General features: G+C 54.4%; 16 protein-coding genes and 1 pseudogene. 2 read left to right on the forward strand and 15 right to left on the reverse strand.

Annotation, left to right across the window (positions count from 1 at the left end; all coding sequences use genetic code 11):
- Positions 1 to 197: 197 nt before the first annotated feature.
- Positions 198 to 2,324 (reverse strand): M3 family metallopeptidase, encoded by a 2,127-nt coding sequence (locus tag BVG12_RS18900; protein ID WP_075793744.1) that lies wholly within the window; start codon positions 2,322 to 2,324, stop codon positions 198 to 200.
- 224 nt (positions 2,325 to 2,548) lie between these two features.
- Complete coding sequence (locus tag BVG12_RS18905) at positions 2,549 to 2,971, reverse strand: TMEM175 family protein (RefSeq protein WP_075793745.1); 423 nt, start codon at positions 2,969 to 2,971, stop codon at positions 2,549 to 2,551.
- Between the two features lie 56 nt (positions 2,972 to 3,027).
- On the opposite strand from BVG12_RS18905, the gene BVG12_RS18910 reads away from it, so the two are divergent.
- A complete protein-coding gene (locus BVG12_RS18910; protein ID WP_169926824.1) occupies positions 3,028 to 4,701 on the forward strand; it encodes a recombinase family protein in 1,674 nt (557 codons plus the stop codon).
- A gap of 114 nt (positions 4,702 to 4,815) precedes the next feature.
- Here BVG12_RS18910 and BVG12_RS18915 read toward each other — a convergent pair whose 3' ends face one another.
- Positions 4,816 to 5,436: a recombinase family protein gene (locus BVG12_RS18915; RefSeq protein ID WP_075793747.1), complete on the reverse strand. Its 621-nt coding sequence runs from the start codon at positions 5,434 to 5,436 to the stop codon at positions 4,816 to 4,818.
- Positions 5,437 to 5,622: 186 nt separating this feature from the next.
- On the opposite strand from BVG12_RS18915, the gene BVG12_RS18920 reads away from it, so the two are divergent.
- Positions 5,623 to 6,297: an SEL1-like repeat protein gene (locus BVG12_RS18920; RefSeq protein ID WP_075793748.1), complete on the forward strand. Its 675-nt coding sequence runs from the start codon at positions 5,623 to 5,625 to the stop codon at positions 6,295 to 6,297.
- Positions 6,298 to 6,388: 91 nt separating this feature from the next.
- Here the strand turns inward: BVG12_RS18920 and BVG12_RS18925 are convergent, their stop codons facing one another.
- From BVG12_RS18925 to BVG12_RS18975, 12 genes and pseudogenes are all read right to left on the reverse strand, one after another.
- Positions 6,389 to 6,628, reverse strand: coding sequence for a helix-turn-helix domain-containing protein (locus tag BVG12_RS18925; protein WP_075793749.1), 240 nt, complete (start codon positions 6,626 to 6,628; stop codon positions 6,389 to 6,391).
- A 192-nt stretch (positions 6,629 to 6,820) separates the two neighbouring features.
- Positions 6,821 to 7,732, reverse strand: coding sequence for a GIY-YIG nuclease family protein (locus BVG12_RS18930; RefSeq protein WP_075793750.1), 912 nt, complete (start codon positions 7,730 to 7,732; stop codon positions 6,821 to 6,823).
- Between the two features lie 115 nt (positions 7,733 to 7,847).
- Positions 7,848 to 8,426, reverse strand: a complete 579-nt coding sequence (locus tag BVG12_RS34120; RefSeq protein ID WP_156895672.1) for a hypothetical protein — start codon at positions 8,424 to 8,426, stop codon at positions 7,848 to 7,850.
- An 86-nt stretch (positions 8,427 to 8,512) separates the two neighbouring features.
- Complete coding sequence (locus BVG12_RS34125) at positions 8,513 to 9,112, reverse strand: hypothetical protein (protein ID WP_156895673.1); 600 nt, start codon at positions 9,110 to 9,112, stop codon at positions 8,513 to 8,515.
- A 168-nt stretch (positions 9,113 to 9,280) separates the two neighbouring features.
- Entirely contained in the window at positions 9,281 to 10,579 is a 1,299-nt protein-coding gene (locus BVG12_RS18940) for a primase-helicase family protein (protein WP_075793752.1), read from the reverse strand.
- A complete protein-coding gene (locus tag BVG12_RS34130; protein WP_156895674.1) occupies positions 10,557 to 10,775 on the reverse strand; it encodes a hypothetical protein in 219 nt (72 codons plus the stop codon). Before BVG12_RS34130 ends, BVG12_RS18940 begins: the two co-directional genes overlap by 23 nt.
- A 769-nt stretch (positions 10,776 to 11,544) precedes the next feature.
- Positions 11,545 to 12,171: a TMEM175 family protein gene (locus tag BVG12_RS18945; protein ID WP_075793753.1), complete on the reverse strand. Its 627-nt coding sequence runs from the start codon at positions 12,169 to 12,171 to the stop codon at positions 11,545 to 11,547.
- Between the two features lie 4 nt (positions 12,172 to 12,175).
- Positions 12,176 to 12,703, reverse strand: coding sequence for a DUF6680 family protein (locus tag BVG12_RS18950; protein WP_075793754.1), 528 nt, complete (start codon positions 12,701 to 12,703; stop codon positions 12,176 to 12,178).
- Positions 12,704 to 12,818: 115 nt separating this feature from the next.
- Positions 12,819 to 12,992: pseudogene (locus BVG12_RS18955) on the reverse strand (TMEM175 family protein); the annotation flags it as partial.
- Positions 12,993 to 13,255: 263 nt separating this feature from the next.
- Entirely contained in the window at positions 13,256 to 14,848 is a 1,593-nt protein-coding gene (locus tag BVG12_RS18965; RefSeq protein ID WP_083685218.1) for a GNAT family N-acetyltransferase, read from the reverse strand.
- Positions 14,849 to 15,314: 466 nt separating this feature from the next.
- Positions 15,315 to 15,518, reverse strand: a complete 204-nt coding sequence (locus BVG12_RS18970; RefSeq protein ID WP_075793758.1) for a SlyX family protein — start codon at positions 15,516 to 15,518, stop codon at positions 15,315 to 15,317.
- Between the two features lie 102 nt (positions 15,519 to 15,620).
- The gene (locus BVG12_RS18975) at positions 15,621 to 17,807 is read right to left on the reverse strand and encodes a DUF4214 domain-containing protein (RefSeq protein ID WP_083685220.1); all 2,187 of its coding nucleotides are present in this window, start codon (positions 17,805 to 17,807) and stop codon (positions 15,621 to 15,623) included.
- Between the last annotated feature and the right edge of the window lie 64 nt (positions 17,808 to 17,871).

The raw sequence follows: 17,871 nt of genomic DNA on the forward strand, positions 1-17,871 counted from the left end.
GGCTTTCTCGCGTCATGATGTTGTGAGAAGTCTACACCCGATGACAGTGGATTGGGCGCGCGGCCTTTAACGTCGGTCCCGCGGAGGCCGGAACAGTGCCCCCGGCACTATTCCCTCCGTGCTGAAGTACCGGGGTCACTCATTCACTCCGGCACCTCGGCATGGGTCCTTCGCTTTCGCGGGGACGACGGCCGGGCTTACTCGCCCGTCAGGCCACGGCGCTCCAGCAGCGGCTCGATCTTCGCATCACGGCCGCGGAAGTTGCGGTACATGTCCATCGCATCCATCGTGCCGCCGCGCGACAGCAGCATCTGGCGGAAGCGGTCGCCGTTCTCGCGCTTCAAGCCGCCGTGTTCCTTGAACCATTCGACGGTGTCGGCATCCAGCTTCTCGGCCCACAGGTAGCCGTAGTAGCCGGCCGAATAGCCGCCCGAGAACACGTGCGAGAAATAGGTCGTGCGATAGCGCGGCGGCACGAGCGGGAAGTCGACACCGGCGTCATGCAAGGCCGTCGCCTCGAAGCCCAGCACGTCGGCCGGAATCTGGTCGGCCGGGAGCTGGTGCCATTTCTGGTCGAGGATCGCCGCGGCCAGGTACTCGGTCGTGCGGTAGCCTTCGTTGAACTTGGACGACGCCTGGACCTTATCCAGCAACTCCTTCGGCATCGCCGCGCCCGTCTGGTAGTGCTTGGCGTAGTTGGCCAGCACTTCCGGCCAGGCCATCCACATCTCGTTGACCTGCGACGGGAACTCCACATAGTCGCGCGGCACGCGGGTGCCCGAAAAGCGCGGGTATTTCACGTTCGAGAACATGCCGTGCAGCGCATGGCCGAACTCGTGGAACATCGTGCGCACTTCGTCATATGTCAGCAGGGTCGGCTCGCCGGCCGCCGGCTTCGGGATGTTCAGGTGATTCGCGATGACCGGATGCGTGCCCAGCAGCTTGTTCTGGCCGACATACGCATTCATCCACGCGCCGCCGCGCTTGTTCGAGCGCGCGTACGGGTCGTGCAGGAAGATCGCCAGCTGCTTGCCGTCGGCGTCGAACACGTCGAACACGCGCACGTCCGGGTTGTACACCGGCAGGTCGTGGCGTTCCTTGAACGTGATGCCGTACTCCTTGGTGGCGGCGAAGAACACGCCGTTCAACAGCACGTTGTTGTATTCGAAATACGGACGCAGCTGGTTTTCGTCGAACGCGTAGCGCGCCTGGCGCACCTTGTCGGTGTAATAGTTCCAGTCGTAAGCGGTCGCCTGGAACTTGCCACCTTCGGCATCGATAACCTTCTGGATCTCCGCGGCTTCCTTCTTCGCGTTGCGCACGGCCGGCTTGGCGAACTCGGCCAGCAGGTTGTTGACGGCGTCCGTCGTCTTGGCGGTCTGGTCTTCCAGCATGTAGGCGGCGTGGCTCGGATAACCCAGCAGCTTGGCGCGCTCGGCGCGCGCCTTGGCCAAGTCCAGCACGAGCTGGCGGTTGTCATAGTCTCCGCCGTGGCTGCCGCGCGCCAGCGACAGCGCCAGCAGTTTTTCGCGCGTGGCGCGGTGGGTCAGCACGGACAACGGCGCCTGCTGCGTCGTGTTCACGACCGGCACCTTGAACTTGCCATCGAGACCATCTTTCTTTGCCAGCGCGGCGGCGGCGTCGATCGCCTTGTCGGACATGCCGGCCAATTCCTCGCGGGTGTCGACGACGAGTGCCGACGCGTTCGCTTCCTTGAGCACGTTCTGGCTGAACTGGGTCTGCAGCGCCGCGATCTTGCCGTTATAGGCCTTCAGCGTTTCCTTGTCGGCAGGGGACAGCTTGGCGCCGGCGCGCACGAAATCGGTGTGGTAGCGCTCGAGCAGGTAGGCCGATTCCGGATCCAGGTGCAGCTTGGCGCGCTTGTCGTACAGGGTCTGGATGCGCTTGTACAGTTTGTCGTTCAGGCGGATCTTGTCGCTGTGGGCGGCCAGTTTCGGCGCGAGATCCTTGTCGAGCGCGTCGAGCGTCGGGTTGGTATTGCAGCCGACCAGGTTGAAGAACGTGGTCGAGACGCGGTTCAGCAGCATGCCCGAACGCTCCATCGCGACGATCGTGTTCTCAAAAGTAGGTGCCGCCTTGTTATTCGCGATCGCGTCGATTTCCAGCGACTGCTGGCGCATGCCTTCCTCGAACGCCGGCGCGAAGTCTTCGTTCTTGATCTTGTCGAAGGCCGGGTACTGGAATTGCAGGGTGCTCGGCTTGGCGAACGGATTGGACGCCGGCAGCAGCGAAGCGGGGGCGGCATAGGCCAGGTTGGCGACGGCTGCGGTAACAGCGACGGCCAGGATGTGCGAACGGTTCATTCTTTGGCTCTCCGGAGGGTTATCGGACCCGCCCGTGCTTGTGCCACGGGCCGATCTCTTTTGGTGCTACGCGCACCCATCCGTGCCGGACGGCTTATCGATCACGTACGGACACCGGAATGGAAACCGCCGGGGCGGGCCCGGCGGCAAGTGCCCATGAAGCATAGCAGGGATATTGCCGTATGTTACATATTTACGGCCGAAAAAAGGCGTTACTGGGATGTTCAGCCCTGTTCCGATTGCTCTTCCCGCCCGGTCTCCTGCGCGACTTTGTCCTCGATGCGCCGGTCCGGAATCAGCCACATGACGGCCACGCCCGCATAGACGAGGAACCCGAACCAGGCGGCAAACCACGCGAGCGCCACGCCGGCCAGGTACAGCACGCACGACAGCTTGCCCTTGCGGTCATTACCGATTGCCTCAGCCAGCTTTGCGTTCTGCGGATGATTGGCGATCAGTCCCCTCACCAGCAACAGGTAAGCGACCGAGCACATGAACAGGACGAAGCCATACGCCGCGGTCGGCCCGGTCTCGAAATGGTTCTCGCCCATCCACGCGGTGACGAACGGGATCAGCGACAGCCAGAACAACAGGTGCAGATTCGCCCACAAGACGCCGCCGCTGACTTCCCTCACGGCATGCATCATGTGGTGGTGGTTTCTTCAATATGTGAACAACCCATTAGATGTGCTACAGTTTCGGCATGGAAAACGTATACGTATACATCAGGTTCTCGGACGACAAGCAGGCCCAAGGCTCAAGCTACGAACGACAACTAGGCCTTGCTCGGAACTACTGTGCTTCCCTTATTGAGGACAAAGCCCACATCTTTTTTGACGCTGGCAAGTCGGCATTCACAGGTGCGAACGTCCGCGAAGGCGGAGAACTGAAGCGGTTCTACGATGGAGTGGAATCGGGCGGTATTCCGCGTGGTAGCACGCTGCTCGTCGAAGACCTAGATCGGCTTTCGCGCGCTGGCATGTGGAAGGCTTCTGACAAACTTCGCGACCTAACGGAAAACGGTATCACAGTAGTAACGCTTCGAGACCAACATACGTATACAGGCAAGCTCACCCTATCCAGCAGCCTGACGGCACTCATTAAACAGGAGCTTGCGCACGAAGAGAGTGCCAAGAAAAGCGAGCGTGTGGCTCACAGTTGGAAAAAACGAGCTCAAGAAGCGAGGGCCGGAGAACGAATAAAGCTGCCGCTTGCAAGTTGGCTGGCCTATGATCCTACCAACAACAGTAAGTACATTTTAGTACGAGAGCGAGCCGAAGTCGTGAAGCGTATGTTCGCACTCTGCAAAGAAGGGCGAGGAACAATCGCCATAGCAAAACTACTCAACGAGGAGGGCATGAAGCCGTTCCGGGGGAGCAGGTGGAGCAATGCAACGGTTTACAGTGTCCTGAAAAACACAGCGACTATTGGCACATACACACCCGACAAGAACAAGGGTGTTGAGCACCGAAGTGCCGCCGTCGAAGACTTTTTCCCTCCCGTTATAGATAAGGCCACGTTTTACGAGGTCCAAGCAATTCTGGGTGAGAGGAAAAATACCAAGGTCACTCGACAGAGCAGCATCTTCAATGTATGGGCAGGCATCGCGAAGTGCTCAGTCTGTTTCGGCACTCTTCATTGCGTGCCTAAAGGCCGAAATAATCAGAGGTATCTCGTTTGCTCGAACAAGATTGCGGGGAAATGCACGAAGGCAAAAAATGTCCGAAATGATGACGGCGAACTGGCATTTCGCGAACTGCTTGCCAAGGTGGAGTCGGAAAGCCTCTACACCGAAGACAAGGCTGTGGATCAGAAACTTCTTCGTGAGCTGGAGGGAAGAATTGCTGAGCAGCGCAAGCAACATAGTGAGCTAGGACTTGCACTGGACCGACGTTATACGCCTCAGCTCGACGATTTAGCATACGCCGCTGGAGAAAGGCTTAAGCAACTGGAAGAAGCGCACAACGATATGCTTGAGCGACTGTCAAAAGAACGCCTTCGTCAAGATGACAAAGCTTGGCTGATCGAACAGCTAAGTGCTGTGCTTGTCAGTTATGAGCAGCGCGCAAAGGCAAATGCATTGCTCAAGAGGCTTGGCATCTACGTCGTTGTGCAGGGAGGACAAGAGCCAGTTTTCGTGGCACGTAGGCCTGAGGAGCTTTGGATCCCCGGAACCCCTGAGCACCCAGACAGAATTCTCATGAATACACACTCGTCATTCTTGCAACTTGTCGTGCGAAAGAACGGCGTAGTGTTAGTTCCAATTAAAGCCGACCAACGGACAAAGTTTCGTGAGCAGGACAAAACTGGCGAGGACTCGGCAAGATTCGACGACTGGTTCAACTCTTTAGGTCTGTTTTCCAAAAAGGCAGTGTAAGCAAGTAGGGCGTTCTGGCTCGAATTCCTATCAGCAACGTTGGTTGGTATCAGCAAATCCAGGGAAGCAGATCAACACATAGAGGGCCGCTGCTATCGACCTCCTAATCGAGGATTAAGCTGCTTTCTCTTCCTTTGCCTTTTTCAAAATGAGCTTCACTTGCGATTCGCTGACGTTCAACGTTGATGCAACCTTGGCAATGGTGTAGCCGATGGCTCGGAGTTCAACAATCTTGGCGTTCGCAACTGTATCAGGCTTGCGGCCCCGGTAAGCCCCCTTGGCCTTCGCTACCTCGATGCCTTGACGCTGGCGTTCACGTCGAGTTTCCCAGTCAGCGCGGCATTGATACAAGGCCATCTTCAACAGCATCGCTTGCATCGACTCCATCACAATTCCCGTCATGCCGTCCGCTGCCGTGGGCAGGTCGATCAGGCCAGGGACCGATACCGTCGCACCCTTAGCCTTGATCTGGCCCATGAGGGCTTCGGCCTTATCCATTGGGAGACGAGTGATGCGGTCAAGGTGTTCAGCAATGATGATGTCGCCTTCATTCAGGTCCGCCAGCATACGCTGTAGCTCTGGGCGCTTCTCAGTCGTCCCGGATTCCTTCTCGGAGTACGTCGCCACAACCTTGTAGCCCTTAGCTTCTGCCTCTGCTCGGAGCGCGTCTTGACGGGTGAGGTCTTGGGCCTTGGTGGACACGCGTTGATAGATTCGGGCGTTGGGCTGGCGCATTTGTTTCCTTTAGTATTTTGTTAAGTCAAATTGAGTATACTCTAACTAACTAATCGTTTACAAGTAATCTCTAGGGCACAGCAAGGGCTAAATTGTTGTGTTTCTGACTGTTCGGCTGACGACCACCCTATTTGACTGTTGCGCCCGCAGCTATACACTCGGCTCGGCACCTGCAATAATGCTCAGATGAAAACACTGCTCATTACCTTGATGGTTGCTGCTTCGGCTCACGCTGGGGAAAAGCCGGAATTCAAATACGATCCGAACAGCCCTGAAGCACTGGCGGCGAAAGCAAAGTACGCGAGCTATGAACGGGATGGGCAAGCCCTGCAAACCCGTGAGCTTTACAAGGAACTGGAGCGTCTCGACGCAGCAATGAAGTCACGTATTGCCCTTGCAAAGCCCGAGGAAATCCTGTCCGCCGCCTTTGTCACGACCGATGACGACATGCGGGCAATCTCGTACGCAACTGTGCTACAGAAGCGAAGCGAGAGCGGCGATCCGTACGCCTCATTCTTTTATGCTGTACGTGAGTGGAACTTCTGCCTGAGAATGCAGCAACAAACAGGTGATGTTTGGGCAAAGCAAGCGTCTGAGTGTTGGCGAAACGTTATGCCAGCCTTCAAAAGAGCGTCAGACGGTCAAATGGCCGATGCGACCTTCAATATCGCCCGTCTGTACCAAAATGGCTTTGGTGTGACGCCTTCCAAGCTGGTTGCTGCTGAGTGGTATGTGAAGTCTGCAAACCAGTACACCAAGCAAAATGATCGGGAGGATGCATTAACCGCTATTGAGTCGGCACTGAACTTAGTGCCCGACCACCCCGCAGCCCTCAGACTCCGCAAGGCGATGTTGAAATAGTGCTTGGCCATCAGTTCCGCTTCCCGCTTTGGCAGGTAGTAGCATGGCTGCCAGTACGTGGGCCAGTGAACAGTCCTGGTCGAATTTGCCTTCAAGGTCGAAGCATTTCCCATAGTTGCATTCCGACTGCATGAGCTAGATGCTCCATGTTGTCGATTGAGATGTTGCGTTCTCCACGTTCCACTTGTCCGATGTATGTGCGATGAAGGCCAGCACGTTCGGCAAGCTCTTCCTGAGATAGCTGTTGTTCCTCGCGCGCCTTACGTAAGGCTAGGCCAAAAAGTATGCGAGCGGGCGTCTGGCTGAGTGTTTTTGGGTAAATCGTAGGCACGCCACAAGCGTGCGATCATGATGACTCTAGGTCTACAGAGTCTAAGTGGCACATGCTAGTATGTTGTTGTTCCGTAGCCGAATTCCGCAATAGGAACAGGTACAAGTACTGAGCGATCTTTCAGCAGAAAATTTGGCGTCACTATCAAGTTTTAGTCTTGAAAATTTTGTAGCCGATGTCTCATACTTTTTTCTAAAGCGATTCAATATACTGCACGGCTTGCTTGTAAGAATTTGCCAGAGATGAAAAATTCGGATTCTTCTCGCAGAGTTCTACCATATCCAAGGCCGAACTCTTGATCGACTCTTTCATTGACGCAAACATATTTTTGATAGGGTTCGGAAGATTCTGTATCGTGCGCGAACTGATATTGCTTCTGATGATTTTCACACCATCTCTGCCAATATTGGGGAAATTTAGTTCATGCAATCTTTCCTTATGAGTTATGAATAAGTCGGCACATTTAGTCATGTTTGCGTTATTCTGGGTATTGAGAAAAAGCAACGCCATACACCAGTAGCAATAGATATCTCCGTTGTTTGCGCCTTGCTTGTAGTGATACAACGCTTCTTCAAGATTTTTTGGTGATCCTTCCCCCTCCTCATACATGCGCCCTACGATGGCGAACGCAATCCGACCACCTAGCTTAATCGCTTGTTTGTATAGCCTTAATGCTTCTGCATGATCTTCTAGAGTGTCACCATGCCCATAGTAATGTTGCTCCGCTTGTGACATAAGGTCGAGCCAAGCCGGCCTTTCCTTCTCATCAGGAACGTTAGTTGCTGGTCTAGGCGATACTTCACCTGTTGCCGCTCCAGGCGTAGCAAGGATCGCGCGTATAACGTCGTTTACTGGGGCGTTGAAGAACTCGCGGTTAGTTGATACTCGAAAGCCGCGTGATTCAAGCAAGGTATGCACAAATTGCTCTGCGGCTGAGCAGTCGTCGAAGAGTTGCTCGTATACCACAATGAACGGAGTGGGAAGACCCGTAACTCCCGAGAGTTCTTCGGCACGCTCTGATGGGGTGCGTGTAGTTTTCCCGACTTTGACAAGGCCGGGCATGGCGCTGTTGGCTAAGACGTATAGATAACCTTGATCAGGCATGTTATTCCTAGTTATAGAGACAGAAATCAGTTATCGCACTGATCTTTTGGGAGGATAAGAAGCCGCCAAACTCGGATTAGTCAGCCAGCGTCACCACAGCGGATTCGAGAAACAATTATTGCACGCTCATCAAAAACCCCTTGATAAAGGCTGGCGGCAAAAACAAAACCCGATCCTCCCCCTGAACTTTTCCGCTAATTTTGAATTTAACCCCTGCGTCCTGATTTACCAACAAATACGCGCGATCCACATTTAAAGCTAGATGTTCGTAGTAATTACAACCATAGGCGTCGCAAGAATCAACATCACGAGAAATTGAAATTAATTCCAGTTTTTTTCCATTCGAGTCATAGGCAGAATTATAAAATCTCCATTCTTTGCCATACGAATCTGCAACATAAATCTGGTAACGCGCGTCCTTATCGGAATCATCTTTCCATGCCCTGAGAAATAGTGACCTGTATGGCGAAGGAGACACGGACGCGTCCATTCCTTTGTAAGTCGTGTTCTTCTTAAAATCATCGTGATTTTTTTCCGTTCCCTGTGCAATTACGTTCGGGTCGGTAGGCAAGACACGTGGTGCTGGAGGAGTATATGCCGGTACGGTAACACAGGCGGTCAAGCAGGCGGCAAGAAGGGTAACAGCGAGAGGAGTGACAACGTGGTGGAACCGGTTTTTTGTAAAATACCTCATTTATTATCTCCTAATTTTGACACAATCGTAATTTCAGAAATTGCCTAAAAGATAATATCACAAAAACCATAATGGTTAGCTACTTTTTAGTTTGCTTTTGCTGAATAGCGAAATCCATGACGCTCATAACCGACCGCTAACCCAAGGCTTGCCATCCTGAGAAACATGGCGAACCCAGAGAGGTTCTGGAGGGACAGCATGAAGACGCCGTTTTTCTTGCAGCGGCGCTCTTCGTTTAGACCAAGGGCCTTTTCATAAATTAGGACCAAGGGCGTTTGCAAAGGCAGTTGATTCGACACAGCAGCTACTTTTTGGATTGAATGATTCCATGCATGCTCAAGTTGCTTATAGCCCCGATGGGATTCTTTGATCCGGCCTGCCGCGATCTGTTGTTCGACATCTTGCATGGCTTTGTCAGCCCTTGCTTTAAACTCTTTACCGTTGGTCCGTTTTGTCTTGAACTCTGCGAATACTCCGGTTGCAAGGTGGATAAAATCAGGACGTGCCCAGAAGGGTTTACCTTCAACATCGAAAAAAACTTGACCAAACATGCTGTCGTAAGGAACAAATCCATACTTATAGAGTTCGAACGATGCTTTAGCCTCTGCGGCTGAATCATGCTTCTTGCCAGTTACTCCGATGAGCGGAGTCTTGAGGTTGTACTTGTCGATAATTTTAGATTTCATGTTATGTCTCTCTTTACATTCTCAGCGCGAAAGGTTCGCACTTCGTAATTAATAATAGATGGCGCAACCAATGCATTAAGTGCACTAGATCATAAGCCTTTGATTTTTAACTAATTTTTCTTGATCGAACATGCATCAGCGGTGCATTAGCTGTGCATTAACGATGCATTAGAAACTTTGGTGATGCGCCTTGAAGATGGACTCGATTTCGTTCTCGGTCAATGGCCCAGACCGTTTGAAGCCAGCGCGGGCGAAGATATAAATTTGTCCTTTGATACCATCAATGTTGCGGCGCTTAGTCTCGTATCCTGCCTTTGCAACGGAGGATTTAATTAAGTCAACGGCGCTTGTTGGGATTCCTTGGTCGCGCAGATGGGCGTATAGTTCTTTAGGATGAAATGCCATCCCGCTTTTGTCTTCAATGAAGCTTGCCACAGCGTCGTCAAGCACGCTTGCGCTCATATCTACCATTGAGGTATGAGTTGCCGTTTTCTTGCAGGAGCCTCGCACAAAGTCTTTGAGATCGACCGACGCCAGCCATTGATATATGGCTTCGCGGTTTTGCTCCTTCCAGATAAGGAACTGCTCAAAAAATTGTGCAGTTTCATCGGCATCTGTACGGTGTTTGCATGGGGCAGGGCAGTAAAAACGCCTGTCACCACGTTCGAGCCGAAGCGGTCGCGGATTGTTTGAGCAGATCATGATTCGTGCGTACACCTCTCGCTCGACCCGGTTTTGCTGTCCTTTAATCTCCACCTCAACCTCAGCACAAGTGATAGCTCGTTTCAGCTTTTCATAGGTGTCTTGGTGGCTTGGGGCATCATCAAAACAGATCACCAAATTATCAGGCAGTACCTCTGAAAATTTCTCGAACACAGGCGTATAGGAGTTGCCCGACCAAACATACCGCTCGTCAAGTGCTGTTCTAATCAAAGACACGAGCGACGACTTTCCGCTACCTTGATCACCAGTCAGCAAGAGTGACCACTGTGGACGAAGTTCAGGATTCTGCACAATGTCAGCGGCAAATTCGACTACGGTTTTTTGCTCCTGAGCGTCTGGAAACAAGCGGTCTAGATAGTCTTGCAAGATTGCGGGCATCACGAACTCGGACGTACAGGCGGGCCGGTACTTGGTGTAAGTGTTAGCGAGCATTGCTCCCCGCTGGCTCCTGTACACCCGCTCATCTGTAGGTCGCATTCCTCGCCCAACCACCCTCGGTAGGCGCTCCATTACGCGAACTTGCAAACTACTCATGAATTCCGCGTACTCGTTGGCCTCAATGTACGCTTTGTTCAACCGGGCCCATGCCGGGAAGCCAAAGTCGATTTCCTTTAAGTGGTTGTAGTAACTGCTGGGTGCGTGCAGAAGAGAGATGCTGTTTGCACCCATGCTGAGAACATAACCTTCGTTCTTCAGGTAATTGGCGTACTGGTCGATGATTTCATTGGTTTGCTGTGGGGGCATTAGTGATTTCCTTGCTGGCGAGAGCGTTGTTGATGAGAGTATCGAGCAGAGTGCTCTTGTTCTGATTGGTTTTTTGCACTAGCTCGTGGAGAGCATCCCAAGTCGAACGCGGCAGATACAGGTAGGCTCGCTCAAGAACCACACCGTCTTTGCCAACTACTGTTTGTCGGCCTGAATTGTTCACACAGGGATTCATGCTGCGCTCCTCAGAAAATTGGCAAGTCGCACCTTGTTCCAGGTGAGTCCGCTGGGAGTTGTCAATCCTGCGGTGTTTAGAGCAATGCAGATGGCGCGGAGAGTCAGAGTCTCTCGAAGAGGAGTAACGAGAGCCAAAATTTGGTCGTAGTAAGCGGGCGCACGAACACGGCCGCCGAACGTCGGTCGAACAGACATAGGGAGTCCTTTACGAAAATATGAAGAGGGGAATTTATGGAGAAAACCACACACGAGAGCATTGCACTCCCGACAATTGAATTATAGCATCAGGTGACGATGTTGTCAAATTAGCCCACAACATCATTTCTGTGTCAAGAGATGATTTTTAAAATTTTGGGGGGAATCGATAATACAGTTGGTTAAGCAGCACGTTTGAAGTCATCCGCAGCCATGCAGCCTAAACAAATCGATTCTGAGCCTCGTACGCCGTGCTAGAAACAGGTTTTGACCCATGTTTACCGGTGACGCGACCTTTGTTAGACGCATGGCACTGCCGAACAGATGGGAAATGTTTCCAAAATGAAATATTTGATGAGTACAGCGCCAGCATGAGCTTTAAGAACCGTGATTCACTCTGTTCGCGCACGCTAGGCCGTTATGAAATGTTGCTGTACCTTGGGGTATCGGAAAGTTTTCCTACACCCCTAACCTATAGAACTCAGCCTTGAAGTTGTACTCTTGAGCAGACTAGTTCGATCTGGGTATCCTCAGCCTTAAGGACACCTTCGGCAAACATGATTGGTATCAACCTATGAGCTACCGTCATTTCGCCCAGAATCAGCCGCTTCCCCCTGCTCTATCTCTTCAATAACTTTCTCTTCGATACGGCGGTCTGGTATGAGCCATATGACGGCCACGGCCGCGTAGACCAGGAAGCCCAGCCAAGCTGCAAACCACGACAGCGCTACACCAGTTAGATAGAGCGCGATAGATATTGCCCCTTTACGGTCGTTGTGTAGTGCTGAGGCAAGGGTGGAATTTTTTGGATGATTGACGATCAGTCCACGCGCCAGCAACAAGTAGGCGATGGAACACATGAACAGCACGAAACCATAGGCGGCGGTGGGCCCGGTCTCGAAATGGTTCTCGCCCATCCAGGCCGTTACAAACGGAATTAGGGACAGCCAGAACAGCAGATGCAGGTTCGCCCACAGGACGCCACCGCTAATTTCCTTTACGGCGTGGATCAAGTGATGATGATTATTCCAATAAATTCCTACGTACACGAAGCTAAGGATATAGCTCATGAAGACCGGCCACAGTGGCAGCAAGGAACGGAAATCGCTGCCGTGCGGCGGCTTCAGTTCCAACACCATGATGGTGATGATGATGGCAATGACTCCGTCGCTGAAGGCTTCGAGGCGGCTTGTACCCATGCGATCACTGTACTACTTCAGCTTCCGCTGGAAAATTAGTTACCTTCATCGGAAACGCCCGTTTGCCCTCTAGAACTTCAAGTACCATCAGCCGAACGCGCTCTTGCTCCTCCTCGACTCTACCGTGCTTTGTTGGAGAGTATGTACCGTTCTTGATTTGCGTTTTACTGAACTCGTAACCGAAGCAAACGCCCATCGCGTACAAAAGGTCAACCAAAAGGTCCGTTCTTCTGACGTCCCAAGGGCCGGGCTCCATGCGCGTAGTATTGCCGAGATGGTCAAGATACTGTTGCCAAATCTCTAATACTGCCTTCTCTCGACGTTTTCGCGGCGAAAACTCAAGATCGATGCGATTTAAGGCTTCTACGTGAGCAAATGCAAGGGACGTGGCACGAGTAGCCATCAGCGTTTTAAAAATCGCCAGTTTGCGGCCTCGCTCTTCCTTTCGCTCATCCAAAAGTCGTGTCACCTGGACGGCGATGACGGGGCTCAGCAGAGTTGCGGATACCATCAGCACATCAGTTAGAGTCATTGACATCTCAGCGGTGTGATTTCGATAAGGGATAGTAGCGCAAGTTTGGATGAGAACAATAATTGGGGTGATACGAACGGACTAAATTTTATGGGTTATTCGTATACTGGAGCTTGTTCCAATAGATGCCTACATAAATGAAACTGAGCACGTAGCTCATGAAGACCGGCCACAGCGGCAGCAGCACGTCGAACGTGGCGCCGTGCGGGACTTTGAGTTCCAGCACGAGGATGGTGATGATGACGGCGATGACGCCATCGCTGAAGGCTTCCAGCCGGTTCTTACCCATCGCTTCCTTTTCCTGCTATCGATTCGCCACACGAACAGTGCGCCATCGCACCGAACAGCCAAAGTCTATGTGAATATGATGAGGACTGGCGTGCCGAAGTGTACTTTGCACAAGCTTTCTGCCACATCGAGGAGGCTTCGATGGAACCGAACCTCATGTTGAAGACTTCAACCGCGCTGTTCGCCATCTCTGCTTTAGGCGGCGCGCTCATGGCGTTTATCCGCTTCACCGGCAAGCCTCATCCTCCTTCATGGCTGGCGATGTTACACGGCTTTCTGGCGGCAGCCGGGCTTACGCTGCTGGTGTACGCAGCATGTACGACAAACTTGCCCAGCCTGGCCGTGCTGGCACTCATTCTGTTTCTGGTCGCGGCAGCAGGTGGTGTGTTGCTGAACTTGCGATTCCATGTAAACGACATTCCGCTCCCCAAATGGCTTGTCCTCGTACACGGGGGCATTGCCGTGGTTGGGTTTATCTGTTTGCTCATGGCGGCGTGGGCCTGAAAACAGGGCGATGCGGGCTTGAACGCCATCGCCCTGCCCTTGCCGGCACACAAAAGAAAATGGCCGCACGCGGCGGCCATTGCGGGATGCGCGGTGGGCGCGCTCAGGAAACGGTCGGCGGCTTCTCGGCCTTGGACGCGGTCTTTTGGCTGCCTGCCCGCGCTGCGCGTGCCATTTGCGGAGCCGCTTGACTTGGCGGATCAGCGCTTCGTTCATGGCGTCGTACTTGCTGTGGGCCTTCAACAGCAGGGCGGTGCCGCTGTACGCGCGGTGCAGCAACACGACGCCACGTGTTTTGAGCACATGGGTCGAACGGAATTCCGAGTTCGGCATGCCGTAGCCGAAGTCGATGTCCTTGAACGAGAAATGGGTCAGCACGTCCTGCACCGCCAGGTGGATCGCACTCGTACCCACCGACAGGTGCAGATATTTCTGCTGGCAGGCGATTTTGTGGATGTGCCAGACGGATGCCGAACGCGAACCGTAGACGACGGCGACGTCCTCATCGCCACAACGGATCACGTAGGACAGCAGCAGGCCTTGACGCGCCAGGCTCTCCAGCCGGGGCTGCTCGACGGCGCGTGGCGCGTCCAGGGAGGCGTCGAAGGCGTCCATCGCGTCGAACATGGCGGCGACCTGCCCGGGCTCCTCGATCCGCAGCAGTTGCAGCGTGCCGGCCGCTTCTGTCAGCAGGCGGACCTGGCGCGACAGGTTGTAGCGTTTCTTGGAACTGAATTTCTGCAGATAGCCGTCGACGCTGTCCGGCAGAGGCTGCGTATGACACGTGCGCCAGCCGTTCAGGACATAGGACGATACGCCCGCGATGCCGTCCAGCGCGGCAGCCGCTTCTTCCGGGACGGCCTGCATGTACAGCACGCTGCACTTCGCAAAGCGCTTAAGCAGTTGCTGCATGACGAATTCGGCGAGGCCCTCTTCCGCTTGATCCAGCAGCGGCACGCTGCCGAGGATCTGGCAAGCGCGCATGGTGCGTTTGAACAGCGGCACCGGACCGGCGCGGAACTCGAGGCCGCACTTGATGGTGCGCACCGGAATAAAGCCGACGATCGCGTAATCGATACTGCGGCGGACGATGAACAATTCGTAGTTCGCGTCCTGTCCTTGCTGCATGTCGATCAGGTGGCTGAAGAATTGCGGCGACTGGTACAGCGCTTCCGGACTGGTGGCGGCAGCCAGCATCCGATGCCACGCATCCAGAATGTCCGGACGGTCGTAGTAGGCAGTTGCGACGTTCAGTTCATACCGGTCCGGACACCGCATCGTCCGGGAACGGACAAGCGCCGGTGCCGGCGCCGTTGGCGCGACTTCGCTCATCTCAAGGTTACGCATGAACATCTCTCAACCCTCGTCAGGAGAAGGAAACCCACGATTTAACGTTTTACGGGCATTAGACACACTGCACAAAAAGAAGTGTGTATTTACGTGATTTTACCTTGAGCTCATCCGTGAGTACAGTGGAATTTGATTACAGATTAGACATGGGAAATGAGGATCACATCTTGCGCGAATCAAGATAGTGCGCTGTACATGAGCCAAAATCACTGATCTTTATCAAAAATCAGCAAATTTATTGTTGAAATGTGGAAAAACTCAAAGAAAAGCGCGAATTTTGATGCTTACAAGAATGTTTGATTTCTCATTTAAATATCTTTCATTTAATCAATTTACTCAAATGCAATCGTTGCATCAATAAAACAAACATGGATTTGTGCAATAATGTTTCGCATTTCCACGGTGACCAAAGTTACTGGTTGTAGTAAAAAATTTCCTAAACGACCGAAATGTTGCTGCACTTGTGACATCAATAATGCGGCGGCCTTTCGTTGATCGGCCCCTGTCCGGCATCGCGCAACGTACGCACGTGTTCGGCCAGTTTGGCTACCAGGGTTTCCAACTGGTCGATGCGGCGCCCCTGTTCGTAGACCGTACGGTTGAGGGTGTCGACGAGGTTTTCCTGGTCGGCCAGTTTGATTTCGATGTCGATGAAACGGTCTTCGTCGCTCACGTCGCTATCCTTGGACAAAAAGTAAAAGGCGCATGATACTGCCTCGCGACAGCAAGGAGCCGCTGGGAAGCGGCTCCCCGAAGGGCCGGCCGAAAAGCAAGGTCAGCCGTGCCAGGGCGTGTAGGTGATGCCGTTCTGGATGCTGCCGATGACTTGCGCCTGGTTTTCCGGGCTTTCACTGAAGAACTTGACGATGCCAACGTGCGTCGTATCGTGGTTCGTCAAGGCCTTCACCCAGAAATCGTAGCCGGCGGCGTCGGGGCTGCGGTGCAGCACGTTGGCGTACAGCAGGTTCACAAACTGGGCGTCGGTCGGATTCGAACCATATTTCTGGATGAATTCCGGCTGCGTGTTGATGATGTCCTGCACCATGTCGTCCAGCGACAGGCCGCGGTCCAGTTGATAGATCCAGAAACCCAGGCCCGCGCTTTCCGCCGGACGGTCGAGCGCGGCCTGGTACAAGCGGAAGGCCTGGCCCGCGGCACCGTTGATGTCCAGCGCCACCGCGGTATCGTCGAATTGCAGGCGCTCGACGTTGATCACGGCATCGTGGCCGCCGTTGCCGACCTTGTCCGTCACGCCATAGCCCCAGACTTCCTTGGCGACCGTGTAGTTGGCGCGCGGGCCGGCGTAGACGACCGTGTCGACGCCGCCCTGGCCGTCGATTGCGTTGTTGCCGGCGGTGGCCGTCAGTGTGTCCTTGCCTGCGGTGCCAGTCAGGTTGGCGCTGCTGGCCACGGAGAAGCTCGGGCTGGTCGAGGAGCTCGTCGCATTGTCCGCCAGATCGACCGAGACGGCGCTGACCGTATAGTTGCCGTTGGGCAGCGGCGACGTCGTGACGCTCCACTTGCCATCGGCGCCGACAGTCGTCGTGGCGATGTCGATGAAGTCGCCGGAACGCACCAGCTCGATCGTCGTGCCGGCCTCGCCCGTGCCGCTGAACGTAGCCTGATTGTCGCCCTGGCTATAGGTCAGCGAAACGGTCGGCACCACCGGCGCGTGCGCGTCGATGTTGAACGTGACCGCACTGCTGGCGGCGGACGTGTTGCCGGCGGCATCGGTGGCCGTGGCGAAGACCGAGTAACCCGTGCCGTCGGCGAACGCTTTCGTCGTCGTCAGGCTCCACACGCCGCTCGCGTCGGCCGTGGTCGTGCCGACCAGGGTATTGTCCGACGTATAGACCTTGACCGTGGAATTCGCCTCGGCGACGCCGGTCACGGCCGGATTGCTGCCGGCGGCATAGCCGTTGGCGTTCTTGGTCACGGCCAGCGTGGGCGCGGCCGGCGGGGTGGTGTCGGCAGTGACGACATTCGCACTGCTGACGGTCTGGTCCGCGAATTGCAGCAGCTCGATCGAATGCAGCGTGTCGACACCGTCGCTGCCGTCCTTGCTTGTCACCTGCAGGTTACCGTTGGCCAACGCGCTGAAGGTATAGTTACTACGTACGCCGCGGAATACGGCGGTATCAAGGCCTGCTCCCCCATCGATCATATCGTTACCTCCATCTCCCTCAAGTTTGTCGTCTGCGCTCGTTCCCGTGATCACGTCGTCACCGTTGGTGCCGACGAGGTAGCGAGCGCCCGCCGTCGAATTAATGCCCAGTTTGCCGCGCAGGCCGTCGTCGCCGTACAGCCACATGAGTGCGGCGATGTCGTCCTGCCGGTAAGTCGAATAGGGACCGCCGGCCTCGTTGTAGGACATCAGCGTGTTCGACGTGTTGTCCTGCGACGCCGGCAGCGTGACGCTGCCTTCGAACGGATGCTTCAGACCGAGCGCATGGCCCAGCTCGTGCAGCAGCGTTTCATAACCCTGGCCGCCCGGGGCCAGGTTAGCGTTCTGGTAATTCCATTCGACGTTGTCGAGATAAACAAACGCATCGGCGTCGTAACTGCTCAGCTGAGTGCCGGAGTAGCCGTAGCTGCTGTGCCAACTGCACAGGCCCGTCACATTGCTGGCGATCAGGTTGACATCGGCCAGGTGGATTTGCGCCGCATTGCCGTCGCTCGTCTCGGCAAACTGGATGCCGGTCAGCTTGCTGATATAGGCAAGGGCGGTACGCGTCGCATCCTGCTGGGAGGCCGAAAAGGCCTGGAGCGACCCCGTGAAATTCGTCTGCGCGGAGGCCGCATCCTCGTTGCCGGAAGCGACCGAAAACGTATAGGTGAGCGTGGTGATCGGCGTTCCGGCCGAAGTCGTCAAATAATTCCAATCCGGACCAGTATCGAGCAAGGCATCGATATAGTTCAGCCCGGACAAGGGAGTAGTCGTGATGTCAGATACGGTAGCCATTAAATAAACGATGCTTGCTGCATGAAAATTGATTCATCAAAGTATTTCTTGCGCAACAGTTGAA

The organism is Massilia putida (genome assembly GCF_001941825.1).
Classification (GTDB): domain Bacteria; phylum Pseudomonadota; class Gammaproteobacteria; order Burkholderiales; family Burkholderiaceae_D; genus Telluria; species Telluria putida.

Excerpts from the sequence above, each read along its gene's own strand:
- BVG12_RS18900 (WP_075793744.1), bottom strand. The coding sequence starts at position 2,324 with ATGAACCGTTCGCACATCCTGGCCGTCGCTGTTACCGCAGCCGTCGCC.
- BVG12_RS18905 (WP_075793745.1), bottom strand. The coding sequence starts at position 2,971 with ATGATGCATGCCGTGAGGGAAGTCAGCGGCGGCGTCTTGTGGGCGAAT.
- BVG12_RS18910 (WP_169926824.1), top strand. The coding sequence starts at position 3,028 with ATGGAAAACGTATACGTATACATCAGGTTCTCGGACGACAAGCAGGCC.
- BVG12_RS18915 (WP_075793747.1), bottom strand. The coding sequence starts at position 5,436 with ATGCGCCAGCCCAACGCCCGAATCTATCAACGCGTGTCCACCAAGGCC.
- BVG12_RS18920 (WP_075793748.1), top strand. The coding sequence starts at position 5,623 with ATGAAAACACTGCTCATTACCTTGATGGTTGCTGCTTCGGCTCACGCT.
- BVG12_RS18930 (WP_075793750.1), bottom strand. The coding sequence starts at position 7,732 with ATGCCTGATCAAGGTTATCTATACGTCTTAGCCAACAGCGCCATGCCC.
- BVG12_RS34120 (WP_156895672.1), bottom strand. The coding sequence starts at position 8,426 with ATGAGGTATTTTACAAAAAACCGGTTCCACCACGTTGTCACTCCTCTC.
- BVG12_RS34125 (WP_156895673.1), bottom strand. The coding sequence starts at position 9,112 with ATGAAATCTAAAATTATCGACAAGTACAACCTCAAGACTCCGCTCATC.
- BVG12_RS18940 (WP_075793752.1), bottom strand. The coding sequence starts at position 10,579 with ATGCCCCCACAGCAAACCAATGAAATCATCGACCAGTACGCCAATTAC.
- BVG12_RS34130 (WP_156895674.1), bottom strand. The coding sequence starts at position 10,775 with ATGAATCCCTGTGTGAACAATTCAGGCCGACAAACAGTAGTTGGCAAA.
- BVG12_RS18945 (WP_075793753.1), bottom strand. The coding sequence starts at position 12,171 with ATGGGTACAAGCCGCCTCGAAGCCTTCAGCGACGGAGTCATTGCCATC.
- BVG12_RS18950 (WP_075793754.1), bottom strand. The coding sequence starts at position 12,703 with ATGACTCTAACTGATGTGCTGATGGTATCCGCAACTCTGCTGAGCCCC.
- BVG12_RS18965 (WP_083685218.1), bottom strand. The coding sequence starts at position 14,848 with ATGTTCATGCGTAACCTTGAGATGAGCGAAGTCGCGCCAACGGCGCCG.
- BVG12_RS18975 (WP_083685220.1), bottom strand. The coding sequence starts at position 17,807 with ATGGCTACCGTATCTGACATCACGACTACTCCCTTGTCCGGGCTGAAC.